Raw genomic sequence first — 17,794 nt, 5'->3', positions numbered from 1 at the left:
CACCCGGAGGAAGCTCCGGGTACCGGCGTCGCCGGAGCTGATCTCAAGTTGGCAGAAGTCATTGCGGCAACTTGAACGACGTAAAAGCGGCCGCCTGTGTCGCTTCGTCGCTTGAGGCGAATTTATTCAAGTCGAGAGTCCGAAAGCGAACCGAAGGCCCGACTTTAGTTGGTCATAGTTGGCTCCGGCGGGGGCGAGAGCATCACATCGGCAACAGCATCCCTCCGTTTTGAGAGTAGGGGCACTGGTTTCCCGGTGCGGCCCGCACCAGGGAGCTTCGGGGAGTCTTCAATCCATTATCTGGTTTCGCGTGAAAGGATGAATGACGATGAACGATGCCAATGTGAAAGCGGAGACGAATGCCACTCCGCCGAATGGTGACGCAAAGCTCAAGTTCGGCATGCCATTTTTCAACATCCAGGCGATCTTCGGCGATCTCGCCGAGCAACGCGCCGCGCGGGCCAAGGCAAATTTCGAGCAGATGAAGGTGGCTTCCGAGGAGATCAGCGGAGCTCTCCGCGAAGCCTGGTCGACCAGTGCCACGCGTGCCGCCGATTACGGCACCAAGGTCATTGAAATATCGAACGTCAATACCAGCTCCGCGCTGGAATTCCTGTCCCAGCTGGCGAATGCGAGATCGTTTGCCGATGTCGTGAACCTCTCCACCACCCACAGCCGCAAGACCTTTGAAGTGGCTTCTGGCCAGAATCGGGAGCTTTGGGACCTTGCCCAGAAGGTCGCGACCGAAACGGCCGAGCCGATCAAGAAGAGCTTCAACCGGGTTCTACATAGGGCTGCTTGAATCGAGGCTAACGGCCGCGTGGATCGGCTGGACGAGCGTCTTCGCCAGAAGAGACGCCGTCCAGCCGGTGGCGGCCAGACTTGCCGCGAGCTGATGCCAAGCTGGAGGAAATCAGATGGGTATGGTGATGATCAAATGCCCGGAAACGGGCCGCGCCATTTCGACCGGGATCGAGATGGATCGCGAACGATTTCGATGCAGTGCAGTGTTCTTTTCGCGCACATATTGCGGGATGTGCGCGGCGACGCACGAGTGGTTCGCCAAGGAGGCCTGGGTCTATGAATCGGTCTTGGCGAACGGGAAGTCCGGGGGCGGGCAGCCGTTGCGGGCCGGCGCGGCGTGAAGCAGCCTGACGGCATCCTGCGAAACGATCCGATCGATCCGGCGGCTCATCACCTTGTAGCACTCGCATGCGACGATCTCGAGCCGCTGCCTGTCGATTTCGAGTTGGCCGCGCCGGCTGGATTTCAGGGCCCTTGACGCGCGAAGTGCGCTCACGATGTGCGTGACGGTGGTGCGCCGGACGCCGAGCAGTTCCGACAGCGTCTCCTGCGTCAGGGGCAGGGCGTCACTGCTGCCCTCCGTCCGATCGTGAATGTGAAGCAGCCAGCGGGCCAGGCGGGCTTCGACGGAGTGCAGCGCGTTGCAGGCCGCGACGTGCTGGACTTGGGTCATCAGCGCCCTGGTGAGAATCTGAACCAACCTTCTGATGGCGGGACTGCGTTCGAGCGCCGTCTGAAACCGCGCGGGCGAGACTTGCAATGCGGTGCCGGCGACGCGGACGACCGCCGTCATGGGGGAGCGGAGGGGGCCGAGCGCCGTCATGAGGCCGACGGCGCCGTCGTTGCCGATGACGGCGGTTGCGGCCGTCTGTCCGTTCGGCAACTCCATGATGAAGGCGATCGCGCCGCTGCAGGGGAAGTAAAGGTGTTCGATCCGGTCGCCCGACCGGACCAGGACTGCGTCGTGTGGAAGAGGCACTTTCCGCAGATGCGGTGCGAGCAAGGCGAAGTCGGCCGGCGGTAACGCAGCTAACAGGCGATTACCAACTCTGGTCGCGTGCTCCATCACGGGGAATGGTCCCTCGACGGAGGCCCGGCGGCGAGCGAATGCATCGTCTCCGGCCGAGCCGCGTTGCCGTGCAGACACTTGCCCGGCAGACAGGAAAACGCACGATAGCAGTTAAGGTTCCACTGCTAGATCGCAAGTCTACACGCCGGCACGTTGATCCGAGATCTGATCGGGCGACAATGATCGGGCCGTTTGCACGCGCTGCGCGCACGGCATCAGCGTTGCTCTAACTCAGCCCCTCATACACCATCAGCCTGCGCGCGATCTGCAGCGGGCAGATGGCTACGCGATCAGCCGGCGCTGCAAGCCTTGCTCACGCAGCCGGTACCAGTCCGTAGCGCAGCATCGTCTCTTTCATCTTCGCGGGATCGGGTGGCGCGCCGGCCGACAGGAGTGCGGCCATCTCCGTGAAATATTGCGGGCCCAGCACCCCGGGGCTCAGGATGCACAGGCATGTTGCCGGTCCCATCGAACGGTTGGTGAAGCCGTGCACGATGCCGCGCTTGATGAAGACCGATTCTCCGGGGCCGAGATCGTTCTGCTTGCCGTCGATCGTCCAGGTCGATACGCCGGACAGCCCGTAGATGGTTTCGTCCCAGCGGTCGTGATAGTGCGGGATCGGCATCCGCGCATTCGGCTGCAACGTCATTTCGAAGATGTCGACGCTGCCGCCGGTGTCATCCTTGCTGTGCAGGAAGCGGAGCTGAAGCGTGCCGAAATCGATCATGTCGGACATGGCCGGATCATCCGGTGAGAGGCTGCATCGAAGTCGCGTCGTTCGCCCACATCGGAGCGAAAAATTACCTCAGCCCCTCATACACCATCAGCCCGCGTGCGATCTGCAATTTGCGGATCGCGCGCGGCAGCAGCTTCTCCGGCTGGTGCAGATAGCGCCAGGAGGTGAGGGCGAATGCGGACAACGCGCCGCATTCGTCGTCGAACGGTGCGAGCACGCCCGTGACACTCACCGGCGTATGCGGGCGGGCGTTGAAGGGCAGCAGCAGCAACTCGAGATGCGCCTTGCTGCCGTCTTCACGCGCCGCGGTGATGCCGGCGATCGCACCTAACGTCTCGTCGGCGACGATGGTGGTGATCTCCTCGATCTCGCTGCGGCTGGCCTCGGTGAACATCGCCGCAAAACTCTGGTCCTTGAGGTCGAGCCCCGCGAGCGCGCAGACGCGCGTGCCGGCAACGCGGAACGGGAAGCCGAGGTTTTGTTCGCAGGACAGCACGAAGATGTCGCCGAGCAGGCCGCGGACCGCGGCCGGATCGATGTCGGCCCGATCAGGGGCTCGCGCAGTGCCGCGCTTCTTGTCCCAATACGCGAAGAATGCGCGGCTCGATGGATGTTTCATGACTGAACGCTTACCCCGGGGCGCTACTTCACGGGACAAACCTGTCCCGCTTCAGTGCACCCGCGATCCCTTTCGTTGTTGTGCAGGAGGGGATTTGCAGCGTCCATGCCGTGGAGGCGTTTTCGCACCCCCGGAGGCCGTCTTTGCGTCGTTAACGTTAAATTAACTATGCGCTTTCCGTCCCAAGCCCCGCTGGTATGGTGATCGCGGTCGCAAGCCTCGCCGCTTTCATCCAGGTTCTCGGCGGGGCCTGTACACAGGCGTCAAACAGTTTGGTCGCGGGCCGCGGGGAGGGGGGGGGATACACCTTTTTCCTCTGGGTACCGGAAGACCGACACGGACAGGCAGGGCTTTCCCAGGGCCCTGCCTTTTCCTTTTGTGCACTTGCGCTAGGCCGGCAAAGGCGACTATCTCCAAGATCTGTCGTTAAGCCCGTCGCTCCGATCGCGCCTGAAAGCGAAGCTGCCTTGGATTCCCCGCAAGATTCTCCGCCGCAAGATCCTCGACCGGACATGCCGGCTGTTGTCGAGGGACCTCCGCGCGAGCCGATCCTGACGCTGCCGGTCGCGCTGACCGCCTACATCATCCTGCTGGCGGTGATCCATTTGCGGATGCTGCTGCCGCCGGAGATCGAGAACTGGACCGTCGACGTCTTCGGCTTCATCCCGAAGCGCTACGATTCTTCGCTGCTCAATCTGCAGATCCCCGGTGGGGCCGGCGCAAAGGTCTGGACCTTCGTGACCTATTCGCTGCTGCACGCCAATCTGACCCATCTCGGCTTCAACGTGCTGTGGCTGCTGCCGTTTGGCAGCGCGCTGGCCCGGCGCTTTGGCGCGATCAGGTTCTTCCTCTTTCTGGCGGTGACGGCGGCCGCCGGCGCGCTCGCCCATCTCGTCACCCATGAGCACGCGGTGGCGCCGATGATCGGCGCCTCGGCCTCGGTGTCCGGCGCGATGGCGGCGGCGATCCGCTTCGCGTTTGTTCGCGGCAGCTTCCTGTCGTTCAACCGATCGGACGCCGATACCGCCGCGCGGGTTCCGGCACTGCCGCTGTCGCGCGCGCTGCGCGACGGGCGCGTGGTCGGCTTCCTCGCGGTCTGGTTCGGCGTCAACATCATCTTCGGCGTCGGCGCCATCGGCGTGGACTCCGAAACCACGAGCGTCGCCTGGCAGGCGCATATCGGCGGCTTCTTCGCAGGCCTTCTGCTGTTCGCGCTGTTCGATCCCGTGCCGCGCGTGCGAAACGATGCTGCGGATGCGTCATCACAGGACGTTTCAGACCGAATTTGAAGCGGCGCTTGCGACGCCGCCCGAATTCATCCATCATTCCCGAGAAGAATGTTCCGAAGCGACAAGCCGCTAGCGGCAATGCTTCGCAAAGCGCCCGAGCGCGAAACCGGCGCCTAAACTGTTAGTTGAAGACTCGAAGAACAAGTCCGGACCGCGAAGAGCGGACGGATCCGATTCAGGAGGCGACAATGACGGTACGTTCCATTCTCAACGCCAAGGGCCACCAGATCATGAGCGTCGAGCCCGACGCCAAACTGGCTGCTGCGGTCAAGCTGCTCGGCGAGAAGAAGATCGGCGCAGTGCTGGTGATGAACCAGAGCCGCCTCGAAGGCATCCTGTCCGAGCGCGACATCGTGCGCGTGATCGGCGAGCGCGGCGCCGGCGCGTTGGAGGAGCCGGTCTCTCAGGTCATGACCCGCAAGGTCGTGACCTGCAAGGAGACCGACACGGTTGCCGAGCTCATGGAGACGATGACCACCGGCAAGTTCCGCCATCTGCCCGTCGTCGACAACGGCAAGGTGGTCGGCCTGATCTCGATCGGCGACATCGTCAAGCGCCGCGTCCAGGAATACGAGAACGAGCAGGAAGCCCTGCGCGACTACATCAAGACCGCCTGACCGGTCTCACTCGTTCGCCGTCGGCGCGGTGCCCGCGGGCGCCGGCGCCAGCACATGGATTGCCTCCTGGATCGATTCCAGCGCGCGCTCGGCGGCGCGCGTACCGTGCGCGATCAGATCCTCGGAGCGGTGGAAGTCGAACCAGCCGAACTGGCCGACCCGCGGCGTGATCAGGAGATCGGGTGGATCGCCGGCAAGGCGGGCGCGGGTGATGCGGTCCTGCATGATGTTGAAGGCGTCGACCATCACCGAGGAGATGCCGGGCCGTCCGGCCCCGCCGAAGAACTCGCGCTTCATGGTTTTCTCGGGCGAGAACAATCGCGGAAAGCGCCGCTTCGCCGGTGTCGCCGCGACCACGGGCGCGTCCGGTTCGGGCACCGTGCCGTGCGCATAGATCGTCGTGGAATGGGTGAAGATGTCGCTGGAAAGATTTGCAGCGATGACGATTTCGGCGCCGAGCGCGCGCGCGGCCGAGACCGGCACGGGATTCACCAGCGCGCCGTCGACCAGCCAGCGGTCACCGATCAGGACGGGCGAGAAGATGCCCGGCAGGGCGTAGGAGGCGCGCATCGCCTCGACCACGCGGCCGCGCGTCAGCCAGATCTCGTGGCCGGTGCGGACTTCAGTCGCGACGGCGGCGAACTTGATCGGAAGGTCTTCGATCAGGGTCTGGCCGACTGCTTCCTCGAGCCGGGTGGCGAGCTTTTCGCCGCCGATCAAGCCGGAGCCGTTGAGGCGGATGTCGAGATAGCCGAGGATGTTGCGCATGCCTTGCAGGCTGCGCCCCCAGTCCTCGAGCGTATCGAGCCGGCCGGCCGCATGAAGGCCGCCGACCACGGCGCCGATCGAGGTGCCGACCACGACGTCGGGGACGATGCCATTGGCGGCCAGGGTCCTGAGGATGCCGATATGGGCAAAGCCGCGCGCCGCGCCACCGCCGAGTGCAAGGCCAATAACCGGCCGTCGGACGCTGCCAAGACCGACCTTCTCGCCATTGGAGCCGTTCACGCCCCGACCCTTCAAGATATCAAGCACCGAAACCCTCCTACTCCGGGCCAGCCCTCACACCAGAGTAGGCGCCGTACTTCCGCTCCGCCAGAACAGGGGCAAAGCATGGTTTATACCGTTCGGGACGCAGGGGGCAGGAGTGTGGCGAGCACCGGCTGCCTCTGCTTTAATCATGCAGGCGTGAAGCGGGTTCCAAAGAACGTATCGGGGCCGTATTTCCTGGGGGGTCGGAGGCTTGAATTTGCCGCGTTTTCGGTGAAAAGCAGGTGGCATGACTCTCGGGGGTGACGGCATCATCGGATGGCGGCGCAGCGTATCGCTGCTGCCGACGCTGATCGTTGCTGCCTGCCTCTATACCCTTGGCCAAAACGCTGCGCAGGCGCAGCTTTTCTCCGATCGTCCGCCGCCGGTGCCGCCCGCCTCGGTGCCCGATCCCGGCGGCGCCGTCAGCTTGGCGCCACCCTCAGGCCCGGGCGCCGGGCCTCCGAGCCTGCCGCCGACCCTGATGCAGCCGAATACACCCAGCATGCCGCCGCCCGCGGTCTCGACCGTGCCGGCGGCCCCGCCGCTCAACGCGGCCGTGCCGGGCCAGGGCGTGCTGTCGCTGACCGCGAAATACGGCAAGGATTCTCCCGCGATCAGCAGCGGCCTGGTCTGGCGCGTGTTCGCCGACCGTCCCGACGAGAACGGCACCTTCAAGCTGATCCGCGAGGACCGCAACGCCACGCCGAACATCGTGCTGCCGCCCGGCAATTACGTCGTGCACGTCGCCTTCGGCCTCGTCAGTGCGGTGCGCACCGTCAGCCTCAAGGCCGAGACCGACCGCGAATCTTTCGTGCTGCCGGCTGGCGGCCTGCGCATCGAGGGCCGCGTCGGAACCAGCCGCATTCCGCAGAACCAGATCTCGTTCGCGATCTACAAGGGCAGCCAGTTCGAGTCCGGCGAGCGTGCCTCGCTGGTGCCGAACGTCGCTGCCGGCGACGTCGTGCTGATCCCGGAGGGCACCTACTACATCATCTCCAACTATGGCGACGCCAATTCGGTGGTGCGCTCGGACATCCGCGTTCAGGCCGGCAAGCTCACCGACGTCACCATCACCCACCGCGCCGCTGTGATCACGCTCAAGCTCGTCAGCGACAGGGGCGGCGAGGCGCTCGCCAACACCGCCTGGTCGGTGCTGACCCCGGGCGGCGACGTCATCAAGGAATCGATCGGCGCCTTCCCGCGCGTCGTGCTCTCCGAAGGAGAATACCGCGCCATCGCCAAGAACGAGGGCAAGGTCTACGAGCGGGGCTTCAACGTCGTCAACGGCGTCGACGGCGAAGTCGAAGTCGTCGCGCGCTAGCCACCCGCAAGCCTTCTCACTTCCGATACCGCAGCGCCTCCACCAGCACGGCGAAGGCCGGCGTCGGCTGCCGCCGGCTCGGGTAATAGAGGTGATAGCCGGCGAACGGCGCGCACCGTACCGCGCTTCTCATTCAGCGCACGAAAATCAAACCGGACGCTTGTCGAACTGCTCGGCGAGATCCGCGGCAGTGAAGAAGGTGACGCCGGCACAGATCGCGCTGGCCTGGCTGCTCGCGCAGAAGCCGTGGATCGTGCCGATCCCCGGCACCACCAAGCTGCACCGGCTCGAGGAAAATCTCGGCGCGGCCGCAGTGACGCTGTCGGATGCGGATCTGACTGCAGTTGCAGGGGTGCTGGCCAAGGTGGCCGTGCAGGGCGACCGCTATCCCGCGCATCTCCAGGCGCGAGTCGGCCGCTGAGCGGTGTCGTGAATGCCCGGTGAGCGTTCGCTTACCGGGCGTGCCCGACTTGTGTTCTGACTTGAATACCTTTGCGAGCGCTACCAGGCAGCATTCGAAGCATTAAGAAACACCGGCAGCGCGTGCTTATTCCACAAGCGTCGCGACTTCGTCACAGCCGGTGCAAGATACGCATTTCCGATAATCAATTTTATTCTCTTTCCATCCTGCTGCGTTATATGTCGGACATCCGTCTAACGGGGGAGGCCGGAGCAGGCGTACGCGCTTTGCGAGACCGGCAAGAGCAGGGGACCAAGCCCGTCGGCATGTTCGAAGTGATCCTCACCAGGCGTAAGCGGTTTGGCTGGCGATGGCAGGTGTGCGACCAGTCCGGCAAGATATTCGCCGGCGGCTTCGAGCGCACCCGGCCGTCCGCGAAATATCATGGCGAGCGCGCATTGTTCTTCCTGTTGTCGCAGGCCTATCTGCGCAATCGCTCCGCGGCGTCCAGCGAGGACTAGCCGCGTTCGCGCTCCGGGCTACCAGGCCAAGCTCAGACATCGACGACCAGTTTCGTAGCCCGGGTGAGCGAGGCGATACCCGGGACAGCTCTTGCGGAATCCCGGATGTCGCTTCGCTCATCCGGGCTACAGCTTCGATCTCAGATATCCACCACCAGCTTGCCCTTTGTGGCGTGATCCCTGATCAGTGCATAGGCATCGCCCACACTCTCCAGCGTGAAGCGCCTGTTATCGACGAGCGGCACCAGCTTGCCGGCCTCAACGAGGCGCGTGGCCTCGATCATGATCTCACCGTGATGCGCGCGGCCTTCGCCTGACAGCAGCGGCAGCAGCGTGAACACACCGGAATAGCTGGCGGCGCGGAACGAGAGCGGCGCAAGCGCATGCGTGCCCCAGCCAAGCGCGCTCACGACATGGCCAAAACGGCGCACCGCTTCGAAGGACGCATCGAGCACCTTGCCGCCGACAGTGTCGTAGACGACGTCGAAGCCGCGCCCGCCGGTATGCTCTGTAATGTAAGCTTCGATCGCAGCGCCGCGGTCGATGAATACAGCGCCAAAGCCTTCGATGGTGGCGCGCTGCGCTGCCGAGCCGGTCGCGAACACCTCTGCCCCGAGGGCGCGCGCGATCTGGATCGCGACATGGCCGACGCCGCCCGCACCGCCATGAATCAAAACCTTCTGGCCGGCCTTCAGCGCGGCGCGATCGATCAGGCCCTCCCAGGCCGTGATGAAGATCAGGGGCAGGGCGGCTGCCTCCCGCATGCTGAGATTGGCGGGCTTGGGCGCCAGCAGGTCGGCATCGACGGCTGCGAATTCGGCCAGCGATCCCGGCACGCCGCCGACGCCGCCAGTCATGCCATAGACTTCGTCGCCCGGCTTGAACCGCGTCACGTCGTGTCCGGTCTGTTCGACCACGCCGGCAAGGTCGATCCCGGGGATCGCGGGCAGCGGATGGCACGCATGCGCCGCAGCACCCGCGTGGATCTTGGTGTCGAGCGGATTGACCCCGCTGGCGCGCACCCGCACCAGCACCTCGCGCGGGCTGATCTCGGGTGTGGAAATGGTTGAAAGCCGCAATGGCGCGTTGTGGGTCTCCAGGATGGCTGCGCGCATCGTCGATGGCCTGGTCATGATCGTCTTGCTCCGTTGTCGGCCTCCAATATGCTCATGAATTTTTGCATGAGAAGGAACAAGAATGTACGATGATCGTGCATTTATGTATGAGGGGGCTGGATGGACTGGAGCGATCTGCGCATCTTCCTGGCAATTGCGCGCGAAGGCACGCTCGGGGCTGCCGCGCGAAAGATCGGCCAGACCCAGCCGACGATGGGACGGCGGCTTCGCGCGCTCGAGACGGCGTTGGGACAGACGCTGTTCCAGCGTACCGCCGATGGTTTCGTGCTGACCGACGAGGGCACCGCCGTGCTGCGCCACGCGGAGCGGATCGAGGAAGAGGCGCTTGCGCTTCAGCGTCACGCCTCCGGCGCGGAGACGCAGCTCGACGGCGTGTTGCGGCTGTCGTCGTCGGACTGGTTCGGAACGGTCATGCTGTCTCCGGTGATCGCCGCGTTCGGCAAGCGCCATCCCAAGGTGACCGTCGAGCTCCTGACCGATGCGCGCCTCTACAGCCTGCCGCGCCGCGAGGCCGATCTGGTCTTCCGTATCAAGCCATTCGACGAGCCTGAAGTGATCTCGCGAAAACTGCTGCACATTCCCTACGCGCTCTACGGCAAGAGGGGCAGCAAGCCGCCGCGTGCGGGAGACGGCAGCGGCATCCGCGTTGTGACCATGAATGCCGAATTCGCCGACATGCCCGACGCCGTGTGGCTGAAGCGCACGCTGCCGCATGCGGAGATCGCTTCGCGCAGCAACAACAGACAGGCACAGGCCGAGCTCTGTGCGAGCGGCGGCGGGTTCGCCGTGCTGCCGCGTCCGCTTGGCGACAGCGACCGCCGCCTCGTCGCGCTCGACATCGGTGCGATGCCGCCCGGGCGCGATACCTATGTCGGCTATCACCGCGATCTCAGGAGCCTGGCGCGCCTGCGCGCGCTGCTCGATGTCGTGATCGAGAAGCTGGCGTGATGGTCTCGTAGCCCGGGTGAGCGAAGCGATACCCGGGACCGGTGGTGCCGTGGAACCCCGGATGTCGCTTTGCTCATCCGGGCTGCGAGATATCGCGTTGCCCCTCGGGCAAAATAGCTCAACACTCGATCAACCCGCGCCGTGCTGGGCGGCTCTGCGCCGCAACGCCAAGCGCGTTGCAGCGCGTCCGGGACACGAGAGGGACGGACGCCTTTGCACCACCGTCATAGTCTCTAACGCGCACTAACCAACGCCTGACTTAAAACTGTCATAATCGCTGAATTGGAACCACGCCTGCGTCCTTTTTACACGCCATTAATCGCCTCTGCATTGGATACGCGGGGAAAGTGCGTTGGGGACTGCAATGAGTGCCGCGAAGAAAGCGTCGGGAAAACCGGCCACCGAAATGTTTGACGACATCCCGGTGCTTCAACGCAAATGGCGTGCCGCGTTGAAGCCGGGTGACCGGCTGCCGCGCTATGAGGACGTGATGCTCGGCAGTCTTGGACGGCTCGCCGACCATATCGCGCTGCTGAAGAACGATGGCGCGCTCGAGCTGTCGCGCAGCGGGCGTTACGTGCAGAAATGGCTCGGCGAGGAGCGCTGGGACATCCCGGTCGCCGAGCTCTCGCCCGATTGCGCCACGGCGCTGTCGGAGGCCGTGGCGAGCGCGCTCGAAAACGGACGGCCGCACCAGGCCAGCGCGCATTGCGTGCGCGACGGCATGGTCAGGACTTACGATCTGCTGGCGCTGCCGACCGCCTCGCGCTGGGGGGCCACGCTGGTTGGCGCCTACATCAACGAGCGCGGTGCGCAATACAATCTCCTGGACGCAATCTTCTCTTCGACCGATGACGCCGTGGTCTCGCTGGCGACGCTGCGCGATGCCGCGGGCAAGCCGTTCGACCTCCAGATCGTGCACCACAACAAGAGCGCCGGTGCGCTGCTGAAGGTCGCGAGCGCGGGCCTGTTGTGGCGGCGGATCGGCGAGGGGAATACGCTCCTGGCCTTGCCCGAAGTCATGGATTTCCTGCTCAAGGCGGTCTCGGGCGGCCGCGGCGAGCAGCTCGAGATCGAAAACGACGGACGCTACCTTCGCCTCAGTGCCACCGCGTTCGCCGACGTGGTCTCGCTGACGGTCTCCGACGTCACCGCGTTGAAGCGGCGCGACGCCTCGTTCCGCCTGCTGTTCGACAACAACCCGATGCCGATGTGGGTGTTCGAGGCACAGACCAAGGAATTCCTCAGCGTCAACGATGCCGCGGTCCAGCATTACGGCTACAGTCGCGCCACCTTCCTGCGCATGAAGCTGCACGAGATCTGGCCCGAGGACGAATGGGACAGCCACGCCGAGGCGCTCGAACGCATCGGCGACACCTATCACTCCTCGCGCAACTGGCGCCATCTGCGCGCCGACGGCAGCGAGATCGAGGTGCTCACCTTCGGCCGCCGCGTCGTCTTCGACGATCGCGACGGCTATCTGGTCGCGGTCGTCGACATCACCGAGCGGCGCAAGGCCGAGGCGCGGATCGCTCACATGGCGCACCATGACGGGCTCACCGACCTGCCGAACCGCGAACATTTCCAGCAGCGCTTGAAGCAGGCGCTCGACCAGGCCGGGGGAAAACGGGTTGGCGTACTCTATATCGACCTCGACCTGTTCAAGAACATCAATGATTCCTTCGGGCATCCGGTGGGTGACCGCCTGCTGAAGCAAGTAGCCGAACGCCTCAATACCGCGGTCCGCGGCGCCAATCTCGCGGCCCGGCTTGGCGGCGACGAGTTCGCGGTGATCCTGGCGGCCGAGGTCTCGCCGAACGAGGCCAGCGCCTGCGCGGCCCTGCTGATCGACATGCTGAAGGCACCCTACGACCTCGACGGCCAGGAGATGGTGATCGGTGCCAGCATTGGCATCGCGCTGTCGCCCGGCGATGGCACGACGTCGGAAGAGTTGATGCGCAATGCCGACATGGCGCTGTACCGGGCCAAGTCGGACGGCGGCGGCGTGCATCATTTCTTCGAGCGCGAGATGGATCTGCAGGCGCAGAAGCGCCGCGACATGGAGCTCGACCTGCGCCGCGCGTTTGCCAATGGCGAGTTCGAGCTGCACTACCAGCCCCTGGTGTCGATCGCTTCCGACCGCATCGCCGGCTTCGAGTCGCTGCTGCGCTGGCGTCATCCCGACAAGGGCATGATCTCGCCGGCAGAGTTCATTCCGGTCGCCGAAGACATCGGCCTGATCACGCAGCTCGGCGAGTGGGTGCTGCGCGAGGCCTGCGCCGAAGCGGTGAAATGGCCCGTCGACGTCAAGGTCGCGGTCAATCTGTCGCCGGCGCAATTCCGCAGCCGCAACCTGGTGCAGGTCGTGATTTCCGCGCTTGCGCAGTCCGGCCTGTCGCCGAAGCGGCTCGAGCTCGAGATCACCGAGTCGATTTTCCTGGCCGAGACCGATGCCAATCTCGCCATCCTGCATCAGCTGCGCGAGCTCGGCGTCAGCATCTCCATGGATGATTTCGGCACCGGCTATTCCAGCCTCAGCTATCTCCGCAGCTTTCCGTTCGACAAGATCAAGATCGACCGTTCCTTCGTCAAGGACCTGGCGCGGCGGCCCGATTGCGGCGCGATCGTGCGAGCGATCTCCGGCCTCGGCCGCAGTCTCAACATCACGACGACCGCGGAGGGCGTCGAGACCGAGGATCAGCTCGACTGGCTGCGCGCCGAAGGCTGCAACGAGGTGCAGGGCTTCTTGTTCAGTGCAGCGCGGCCCGCCGCCGAGATCGCAAAGCTGCTGGCCGATTTCGGCCAGCGCGCCTCACGGGCGGCGTAGCCCCTCCGGATAGCAGCCGTAGACCAGCTCCTTGAAGGCGGGCGTGATGCGGCTGCGCTCGTTCTGGGTCTGCTGCATCAGGAGGTAGACCATATCGAGCTTGGGATCGACACCGAAATAGGTGCCGCTGCCGCTGTCCCATTTCAACTCGCCGATCGAGCCGGCCGGGGGCGGCTTTGCGTTGCCGGGATCGGTCCGCACGCCAATGCCGTAGCCATAGCCGAAGCCGTCGCCCGGAAAGTAGAAGTAGTCGCGTCCGACGCCGGAGCCGGGTCCGACGTGATCCGTCGTCATGGCCTTGAAGGCGGCGGGGCTCAGGTAGCGCCTGCCCTCGAACTCGCCGCCGTTGAGCAGCATCTGCGAGAAGCGCTGATAGTCGGTGATAGTCGAGAGCAGGCCGCCGCCGCCGGATTCCCATTCGGGATGGGCGAGGCGGTCCTGCTCGCCGGCGAGCAGGACCGGGTCGTTCGGCAGCGGTCGTGCCATCCGTGCGTGCTCCTCCGGAGTCTTCAGCACGAATTTGGTGCTGCTCATGCCGAGCGGATCGAGGATGCGTTGCTTGAGGAATTGATACAGCGTCTGGCCAGAGATGATCTCGATGACACTGCCGAGCACGTCGGTGGAATGGCCGTAGCGCCACAGCGTGCCCGGCTGCCGCGTGAGCGGCAGCTTGGCGATGCGGTCGGCGAATTGCCTGTTGTTGAAGGGGCCTTCGAAGATATTGGCGGCTTTGTAGACCTGCATAACCCATGGGGCGCCGATGTATTCGTAGCTGATGCCCGAAGTTTGCCGCAGCAAATCCTCAATGTTGACAGGACGGATCGGCGGCTCGAGTTCGACAGTCGATGTGCCTTCTGGCTCGATGCCCACCTTGGTGCTGGCAAAGAGCGGGATGTATTTCGACACGGGATCGGTGAGCGCGAGCTTGCCCTCGTCGATCAGCATCATCGCGCCGAGGCACGTGATCGGCTTCGTCATCGAGTGGATGGCGAAGATCGTATCCGGCGTCATGGCGAGGCTGGTTCTGGTGTCGCGCACGCCAAAGGTCTTCAGATAGACCGGCTTGCCGTGCTGCTGGACCAGGATCACCGCACCCGGCAGCCGGCCGAGCGTCACCTCGTTGTCGAAGAATGCGGTGATGCGGTCGAGGCCGTCGGCCGACGGAGCAGGGATGTCGGCGGCGCGGCCTCGCGCCATGGTGCCGGCCAAGAGCGCGGCCCCGACCAGAAATTCGCGGCGTTTCATCCAGGCTTCCTCCCTCACCGGGAACAAAGCCGCAAGACGTCGGAGGCGTCAACAAGCCTTCGATTAAAATCGCGTCACGATTTCCGAAAGGAACGGCCGCGGACGGTCTTCGCTCGGCTTGGTCGGCGTGCCGATATGGACGAGGCCGGCGAGCTTTTCGTCCGGCTTGAGGCCGAGGCCGTCCAGCACGTCGCGATCGAACGAGAACCAGCCGGTCAGCCAGCAGGCGCCGTAGCCGAGGGCGGTCGCGGCCGTGACGATGTTCATGACGCTGGCACCGGCCGACAATTCCTGCTCGAACGCCGGCACCTTCGGATGCGGCTTGGTGAAGCTGACGATGCCGATCACCAGCGGGGCGTCGGTGAGGCGTCTGCGCTCAATCTCGACGTTCGCCGCCGGCGCGTCCGGATTCTTGCGGGCGAAGACCTTCGCGATGACCTCGCCGGCACGCTCTCGAGCGTCACCCTCGAAAATGATGAAGCGCCAGGGCGCGAGCTTGCCGTGGTCGGGCACGCGTGCACCGATGGTGAGGATGGTTTCGAGCTCGGCCGGGGAGGGGCCGGGCCCCGTCATCTCGCGCGGCTTGACCGAGCGGCGGGTTTTCAGGAGTTCGATGGCGTCGGGCACTGCGATGTCCTCTTCGGCTGGTCGTCGGGCGTGCCATGCCGAGATAAGCATGCACGCCCGCAACCGAAAGCGAGTTTAGATCGATTTCAGGACTCAGGCCGCCTCGCGCGCCCGCCGGACGTCCGGCGGGGTGGCCTCGTCGACGAGGGCGGCAAGCGCCTCCACCGTCGTCATCACCTTCTGGCCGTCGCTTCCGAGCCGGCGGACGGAGACCGACTGCGTCTCGGCCTCCTTCTTGCCGACCACGAGCAGCGCCGGGATCTTGGCCAGCGAATGCTCGCGGACCTTGTAGTTGATCTTCTCGTTGCGCAGATCGATCTCGGCCCGAAGCCCCGCGCGCCGGACCTGCTCCAGCACCTGCTTGGCATACTCGTCGGCCTCCGAGGTGATGGTGGTGACCACCACCTGCACCGGCGACAGCCAGAGCGGGAAGTTGCCGGCATAGTGCTCGATCAGGATGCCGATGAAGCGCTCCATCGAGCCGCAGATGGCGCGGTGCACCATGACCGGCGGCTTCTTGCCGCTGTCGTGGTCGATGTAGAACGCGCCGAACCGCTCCGGCAGGTTGAAGTCGACCTGCGTGGTGCCGCACTGCCAGTCGCGGCCGATGGCGTCGCGCAGAACATACTCGAACTTCGGCCCGTAGAAGGCGCCTTCGCCGGGATTGATCTCGGTCTTGATGTGATTGTTCTGCGTCTGGATCTCGCGCAGCACGGTGGCCATCACGCGTTCGGCGTGATCCCACATCGCATCGGTGCCGACGCGCTTCTCCGGCCGCGTCGACAGCTTCACGGTGAGATCGCCGGTGAAGCCGAAGTCCGCATAGGTCGACAGGATCAGATCGTTGATCTTCAGGCACTCGTCGGCGAGCTGATCCTCCATGCAGAAGACATGCGCGTCGTCCTGGGTGAAGCCGCGCACGCGCATCAGACCGTGCATGGCGCCTGATGGCTCGTAGCGATGCACCACGCCGAACTCGGCAAGGCGCAGCGGCAGGTCGCGATAGCTCTTCAGGCCATGCTTGAAGATCTGCACGTGGCCGGGGCAGTTCATCGGCTTCAGCGCAAACCAGCGCTTGTCCTCGGCCTCGTCGCCGGCCGACTGCGCCGCGAACATGTTCTCGCGGTACCAGCCCCAATGGCCCGAGGTCTCCCACAGCACCTTGTCAAGGATTTGCGGCGCGTTGACCTCGCTGTAGTCGGCGGCGAGGCGGCGGCGCATATAGGCGATCAGCTGCTGGAAGATGGTCCAGCCCTTCGGGTGCCAGAACACGACGCCCGGACCTTCCTCCTGGAAATGGAAGAGGTCGAGCTCGCGCCCGAGCTTGCGGTGGTCGCGCTTCTCGGCTTCCTCGATCTGCTTGAGGTAAGCGTCGAGGTCCTCCTGCTTGGCGAAGGCCGTGCCGTAGATGCGGGTCAGCATCGGATTGTTGCTGTCGCCGCGCCAATAGGCGCCGGCCACCTTCATCAATTTGAAGGCGTTGCCGACCTTGCCGGTCGAGGTCATGTGCGGGCCGCGGCAGAGATCGAACCAGTCGCCCTGGTAGTAGATCTTGATCGGCTCGTTGCCGGGAATGGCATCCACGAGTTCGACCTTGAAGGCCTCGCCCTTGTCGCGAAACACCTGCTTGGTCTTTTCGCGATCCCAGACTTCCTTGGTGAAGGGTTTGTCGCGCGCGATGATCTCGCGCATCTTCTTTTCGATCGCGGCAAAGTCTTCCGGCGTGAACGGCTCGTTGCGGAAGAAGTCGTAGTAGAAGCCGTTCTCGATCACGGGGCCGATGGTGACTTGCGTGCCCGGCCACAGCGTCTGCACGGCTTCGGCGAGCACGTGTGCGCAGTCATGGCGGATCAGCTCGAGCGCGCGCGGATCGTCGCGGTTGATCAGCTCGATCTTGGCATCGGCTTCGATGGGATCGTCGAGGTCGGCGACCACGCCGTCGAGCGCCATTGCAACCGTGCGCTTGGCCAGCGACGGCGAAATGCCCTTGGCGATATCGAGGCCGGTGATGCTCTTGTCATATTGGCGCTGGGCGCCGTCGGGGAAGGTGAGGGTGACTTTGGCGGCGGGGGACACGGGCTTGAGATTGCTGAGGCTGTATTGGAAACCGGATTCGGATTTGGGCTGTTCGGACATTGCATTTCTCCTGAAGCTCACTCCTGCGAACGAGCGCAGGTAAGCGGGAACGAGCGATATATCAGGCGATTCGGCCTGCGCAATCCGGCTTTTCCAAGAAAAGGCAGCGTGGCCCATCATCCGCGACGCTGGAGCCCCGGTTGCGCTGAAATATGCCGCACCGCTCGATCCGGCCTGTTCGATCAGGCCTGGCCCCGGAACAGGCGGGGCGGATCTATCGGGATGGCGGCTTCAGGACCTTTTCGCGCGTCTTCGGCGGAGGCGTTGACGTCTCCTCCGTCAGCTTCCAGCCCTCGGCGTCGCCAAGCGCCTTGCTGATCGCCCGCGGCGCGCCGGCGACCAGTAACATGTTCGGTTGTTGTTCTACGATCTCCAAGCCCTCGGCGCGCAAGCGCTTCACCACGCTCTCGCACGCCTCGGATTTGGGATCGGCACGAAAGACCACGGTGCGTTCGCTCATCGTCTGC

Annotated in this window: 16 protein-coding genes and 2 pseudogenes; 8 read left to right on the top strand and 10 right to left on the bottom strand. The window is 64.5% G+C overall.

Going from position 1 to position 17,794, the window contains the following annotated elements:
- Positions 1-328: 328 nt before the first annotated feature.
- Positions 329-802, top strand: a complete 474-nt coding sequence (locus NLM25_RS28465) for a phasin (protein WP_254139195.1) — start codon at positions 329-331, stop codon at positions 800-802.
- Positions 803-1,078: 276 nt separating this feature from the next.
- On the opposite strand, the gene NLM25_RS28455 is transcribed toward NLM25_RS28465, so the two are convergent.
- The 3 genes from NLM25_RS28455 to NLM25_RS28445 all read right to left on the bottom strand — a co-directional run bounded on the left by NLM25_RS28455 (position 1,079) and on the right by NLM25_RS28445 (position 3,228).
- On the bottom strand, positions 1,079-1,873 hold the full coding sequence (locus NLM25_RS28455) for a Crp/Fnr family transcriptional regulator (RefSeq protein ID WP_254139194.1): 795 nt from the start codon (positions 1,871-1,873) through the stop codon (positions 1,079-1,081).
- A gap of 313 nt (positions 1,874-2,186) precedes the next feature.
- Positions 2,187-2,609: a cupin domain-containing protein gene (locus NLM25_RS28450; RefSeq protein WP_254139193.1), complete on the bottom strand. Its 423-nt coding sequence runs from the start codon at positions 2,607-2,609 to the stop codon at positions 2,187-2,189.
- 64 nt (positions 2,610-2,673) lie between these two features.
- Positions 2,674-3,228: a PAS domain-containing protein gene (locus tag NLM25_RS28445; RefSeq protein WP_254120760.1), complete on the bottom strand. Its 555-nt coding sequence runs from the start codon at positions 3,226-3,228 to the stop codon at positions 2,674-2,676.
- A gap of 467 nt (positions 3,229-3,695) precedes the next feature.
- Here NLM25_RS28445 and NLM25_RS28440 point away from each other — a divergent pair, with 467 nt between their 5' ends.
- Complete coding sequence (locus tag NLM25_RS28440; RefSeq protein WP_375167847.1) at positions 3,696-4,517, top strand: rhomboid family intramembrane serine protease; 822 nt, start codon at positions 3,696-3,698, stop codon at positions 4,515-4,517.
- Positions 4,518-4,705: 188 nt separating this feature from the next.
- Positions 4,706-5,134: a CBS domain-containing protein gene (locus NLM25_RS28435; RefSeq protein WP_254120756.1), complete on the top strand. Its 429-nt coding sequence runs from the start codon at positions 4,706-4,708 to the stop codon at positions 5,132-5,134.
- Positions 5,135-5,140: 6 nt separating this feature from the next.
- On the opposite strand, the gene NLM25_RS28430 is transcribed toward NLM25_RS28435, so the two are convergent.
- On the bottom strand, positions 5,141-6,169 hold the full coding sequence (locus NLM25_RS28430) for a patatin-like phospholipase family protein (RefSeq protein ID WP_254139191.1): 1,029 nt from the start codon (positions 6,167-6,169) through the stop codon (positions 5,141-5,143).
- Positions 6,170-6,413: 244 nt separating this feature from the next.
- Here NLM25_RS28430 and NLM25_RS28425 point away from each other — a divergent pair, with 244 nt between their 5' ends.
- A complete protein-coding gene (locus NLM25_RS28425; protein ID WP_254120752.1) occupies positions 6,414-7,487 on the top strand; it encodes a hypothetical protein in 1,074 nt (357 codons plus the stop codon).
- Positions 7,488-7,503: 16 nt separating this feature from the next.
- Here the strand turns inward: NLM25_RS28425 and NLM25_RS28420 are convergent.
- A pseudogene (locus tag NLM25_RS28420) lies at positions 7,504-7,602 on the bottom strand (LysR family transcriptional regulator); the annotation flags it as partial.
- On the opposite strand from NLM25_RS28420, the pseudogene NLM25_RS28415 reads away from it, so the two are divergent.
- Positions 7,581-7,908 (top strand): annotated as a pseudogene (locus NLM25_RS28415) (aldo/keto reductase); the annotation flags it as partial. The pseudogenes NLM25_RS28420 and NLM25_RS28415 sit on opposite strands and share 22 nt — an antisense overlap.
- A 266-nt stretch (positions 7,909-8,174) precedes the next feature.
- Positions 8,175-8,408, top strand: coding sequence for a hypothetical protein (locus NLM25_RS28410; protein ID WP_254120750.1), 234 nt, complete (start codon positions 8,175-8,177; stop codon positions 8,406-8,408).
- Between the two features lie 140 nt (positions 8,409-8,548).
- Here the strand turns inward: NLM25_RS28410 and NLM25_RS28405 are convergent, their stop codons facing one another.
- Entirely contained in the window at positions 8,549-9,541 is a 993-nt protein-coding gene (locus tag NLM25_RS28405; protein ID WP_305887584.1) for a zinc-dependent alcohol dehydrogenase family protein, read from the bottom strand.
- Positions 9,542-9,643: 102 nt separating this feature from the next.
- Here NLM25_RS28405 and NLM25_RS28400 point away from each other — a divergent pair, with 102 nt between their 5' ends.
- Together NLM25_RS28400 and NLM25_RS28395 are read left to right on the top strand one after the other, a co-directional pair.
- On the top strand, positions 9,644-10,492 hold the full coding sequence (locus NLM25_RS28400; RefSeq protein ID WP_254139190.1) for a LysR family transcriptional regulator: 849 nt from the start codon (positions 9,644-9,646) through the stop codon (positions 10,490-10,492).
- Positions 10,493-10,856: 364 nt separating this feature from the next.
- Complete coding sequence (locus NLM25_RS28395; RefSeq protein ID WP_254139189.1) at positions 10,857-13,319, top strand: bifunctional diguanylate cyclase/phosphodiesterase; 2,463 nt, start codon at positions 10,857-10,859, stop codon at positions 13,317-13,319.
- On the opposite strand, the gene NLM25_RS28390 is transcribed toward NLM25_RS28395, so the two are convergent.
- The 4 genes from NLM25_RS28390 to NLM25_RS28375 form a co-directional block, all read right to left on the bottom strand.
- On the bottom strand, positions 13,305-14,564 hold the full coding sequence (locus NLM25_RS28390) for a serine hydrolase (RefSeq protein WP_254139188.1): 1,260 nt from the start codon (positions 14,562-14,564) through the stop codon (positions 13,305-13,307). The two genes, NLM25_RS28395 and NLM25_RS28390, sit on opposite strands and share 15 nt — an antisense overlap.
- 63 nt (positions 14,565-14,627) lie before the next feature.
- Positions 14,628-15,191 carry a nitroreductase family protein gene (locus NLM25_RS28385; RefSeq protein ID WP_254120740.1) on the bottom strand — a complete coding sequence of 188 codons (564 nt, stop codon included), beginning with the start codon at positions 15,189-15,191 and terminating at the stop codon, positions 14,628-14,630.
- Between the two features lie 93 nt (positions 15,192-15,284).
- Complete coding sequence (gene thrS / locus NLM25_RS28380; protein WP_254120731.1) at positions 15,285-17,327, bottom strand: threonine--tRNA ligase; 2,043 nt, start codon at positions 17,325-17,327, stop codon at positions 15,285-15,287.
- Between the two features lie 214 nt (positions 17,328-17,541).
- Positions 17,542-17,787 (bottom strand): hypothetical protein, encoded by a 246-nt coding sequence (locus tag NLM25_RS28375; protein ID WP_254120723.1) that lies wholly within the window; start codon positions 17,785-17,787, stop codon positions 17,542-17,544.
- Between the last annotated feature and the right edge of the window lie 7 nt (positions 17,788-17,794).

The organism is Bradyrhizobium sp. CCGB01 (assembly GCF_024199795.1).
Lineage (GTDB): Bacteria > Pseudomonadota > Alphaproteobacteria > Rhizobiales > Xanthobacteraceae > Bradyrhizobium.
This window is presented reverse-complemented; position numbering and strand designations above follow the sequence as displayed.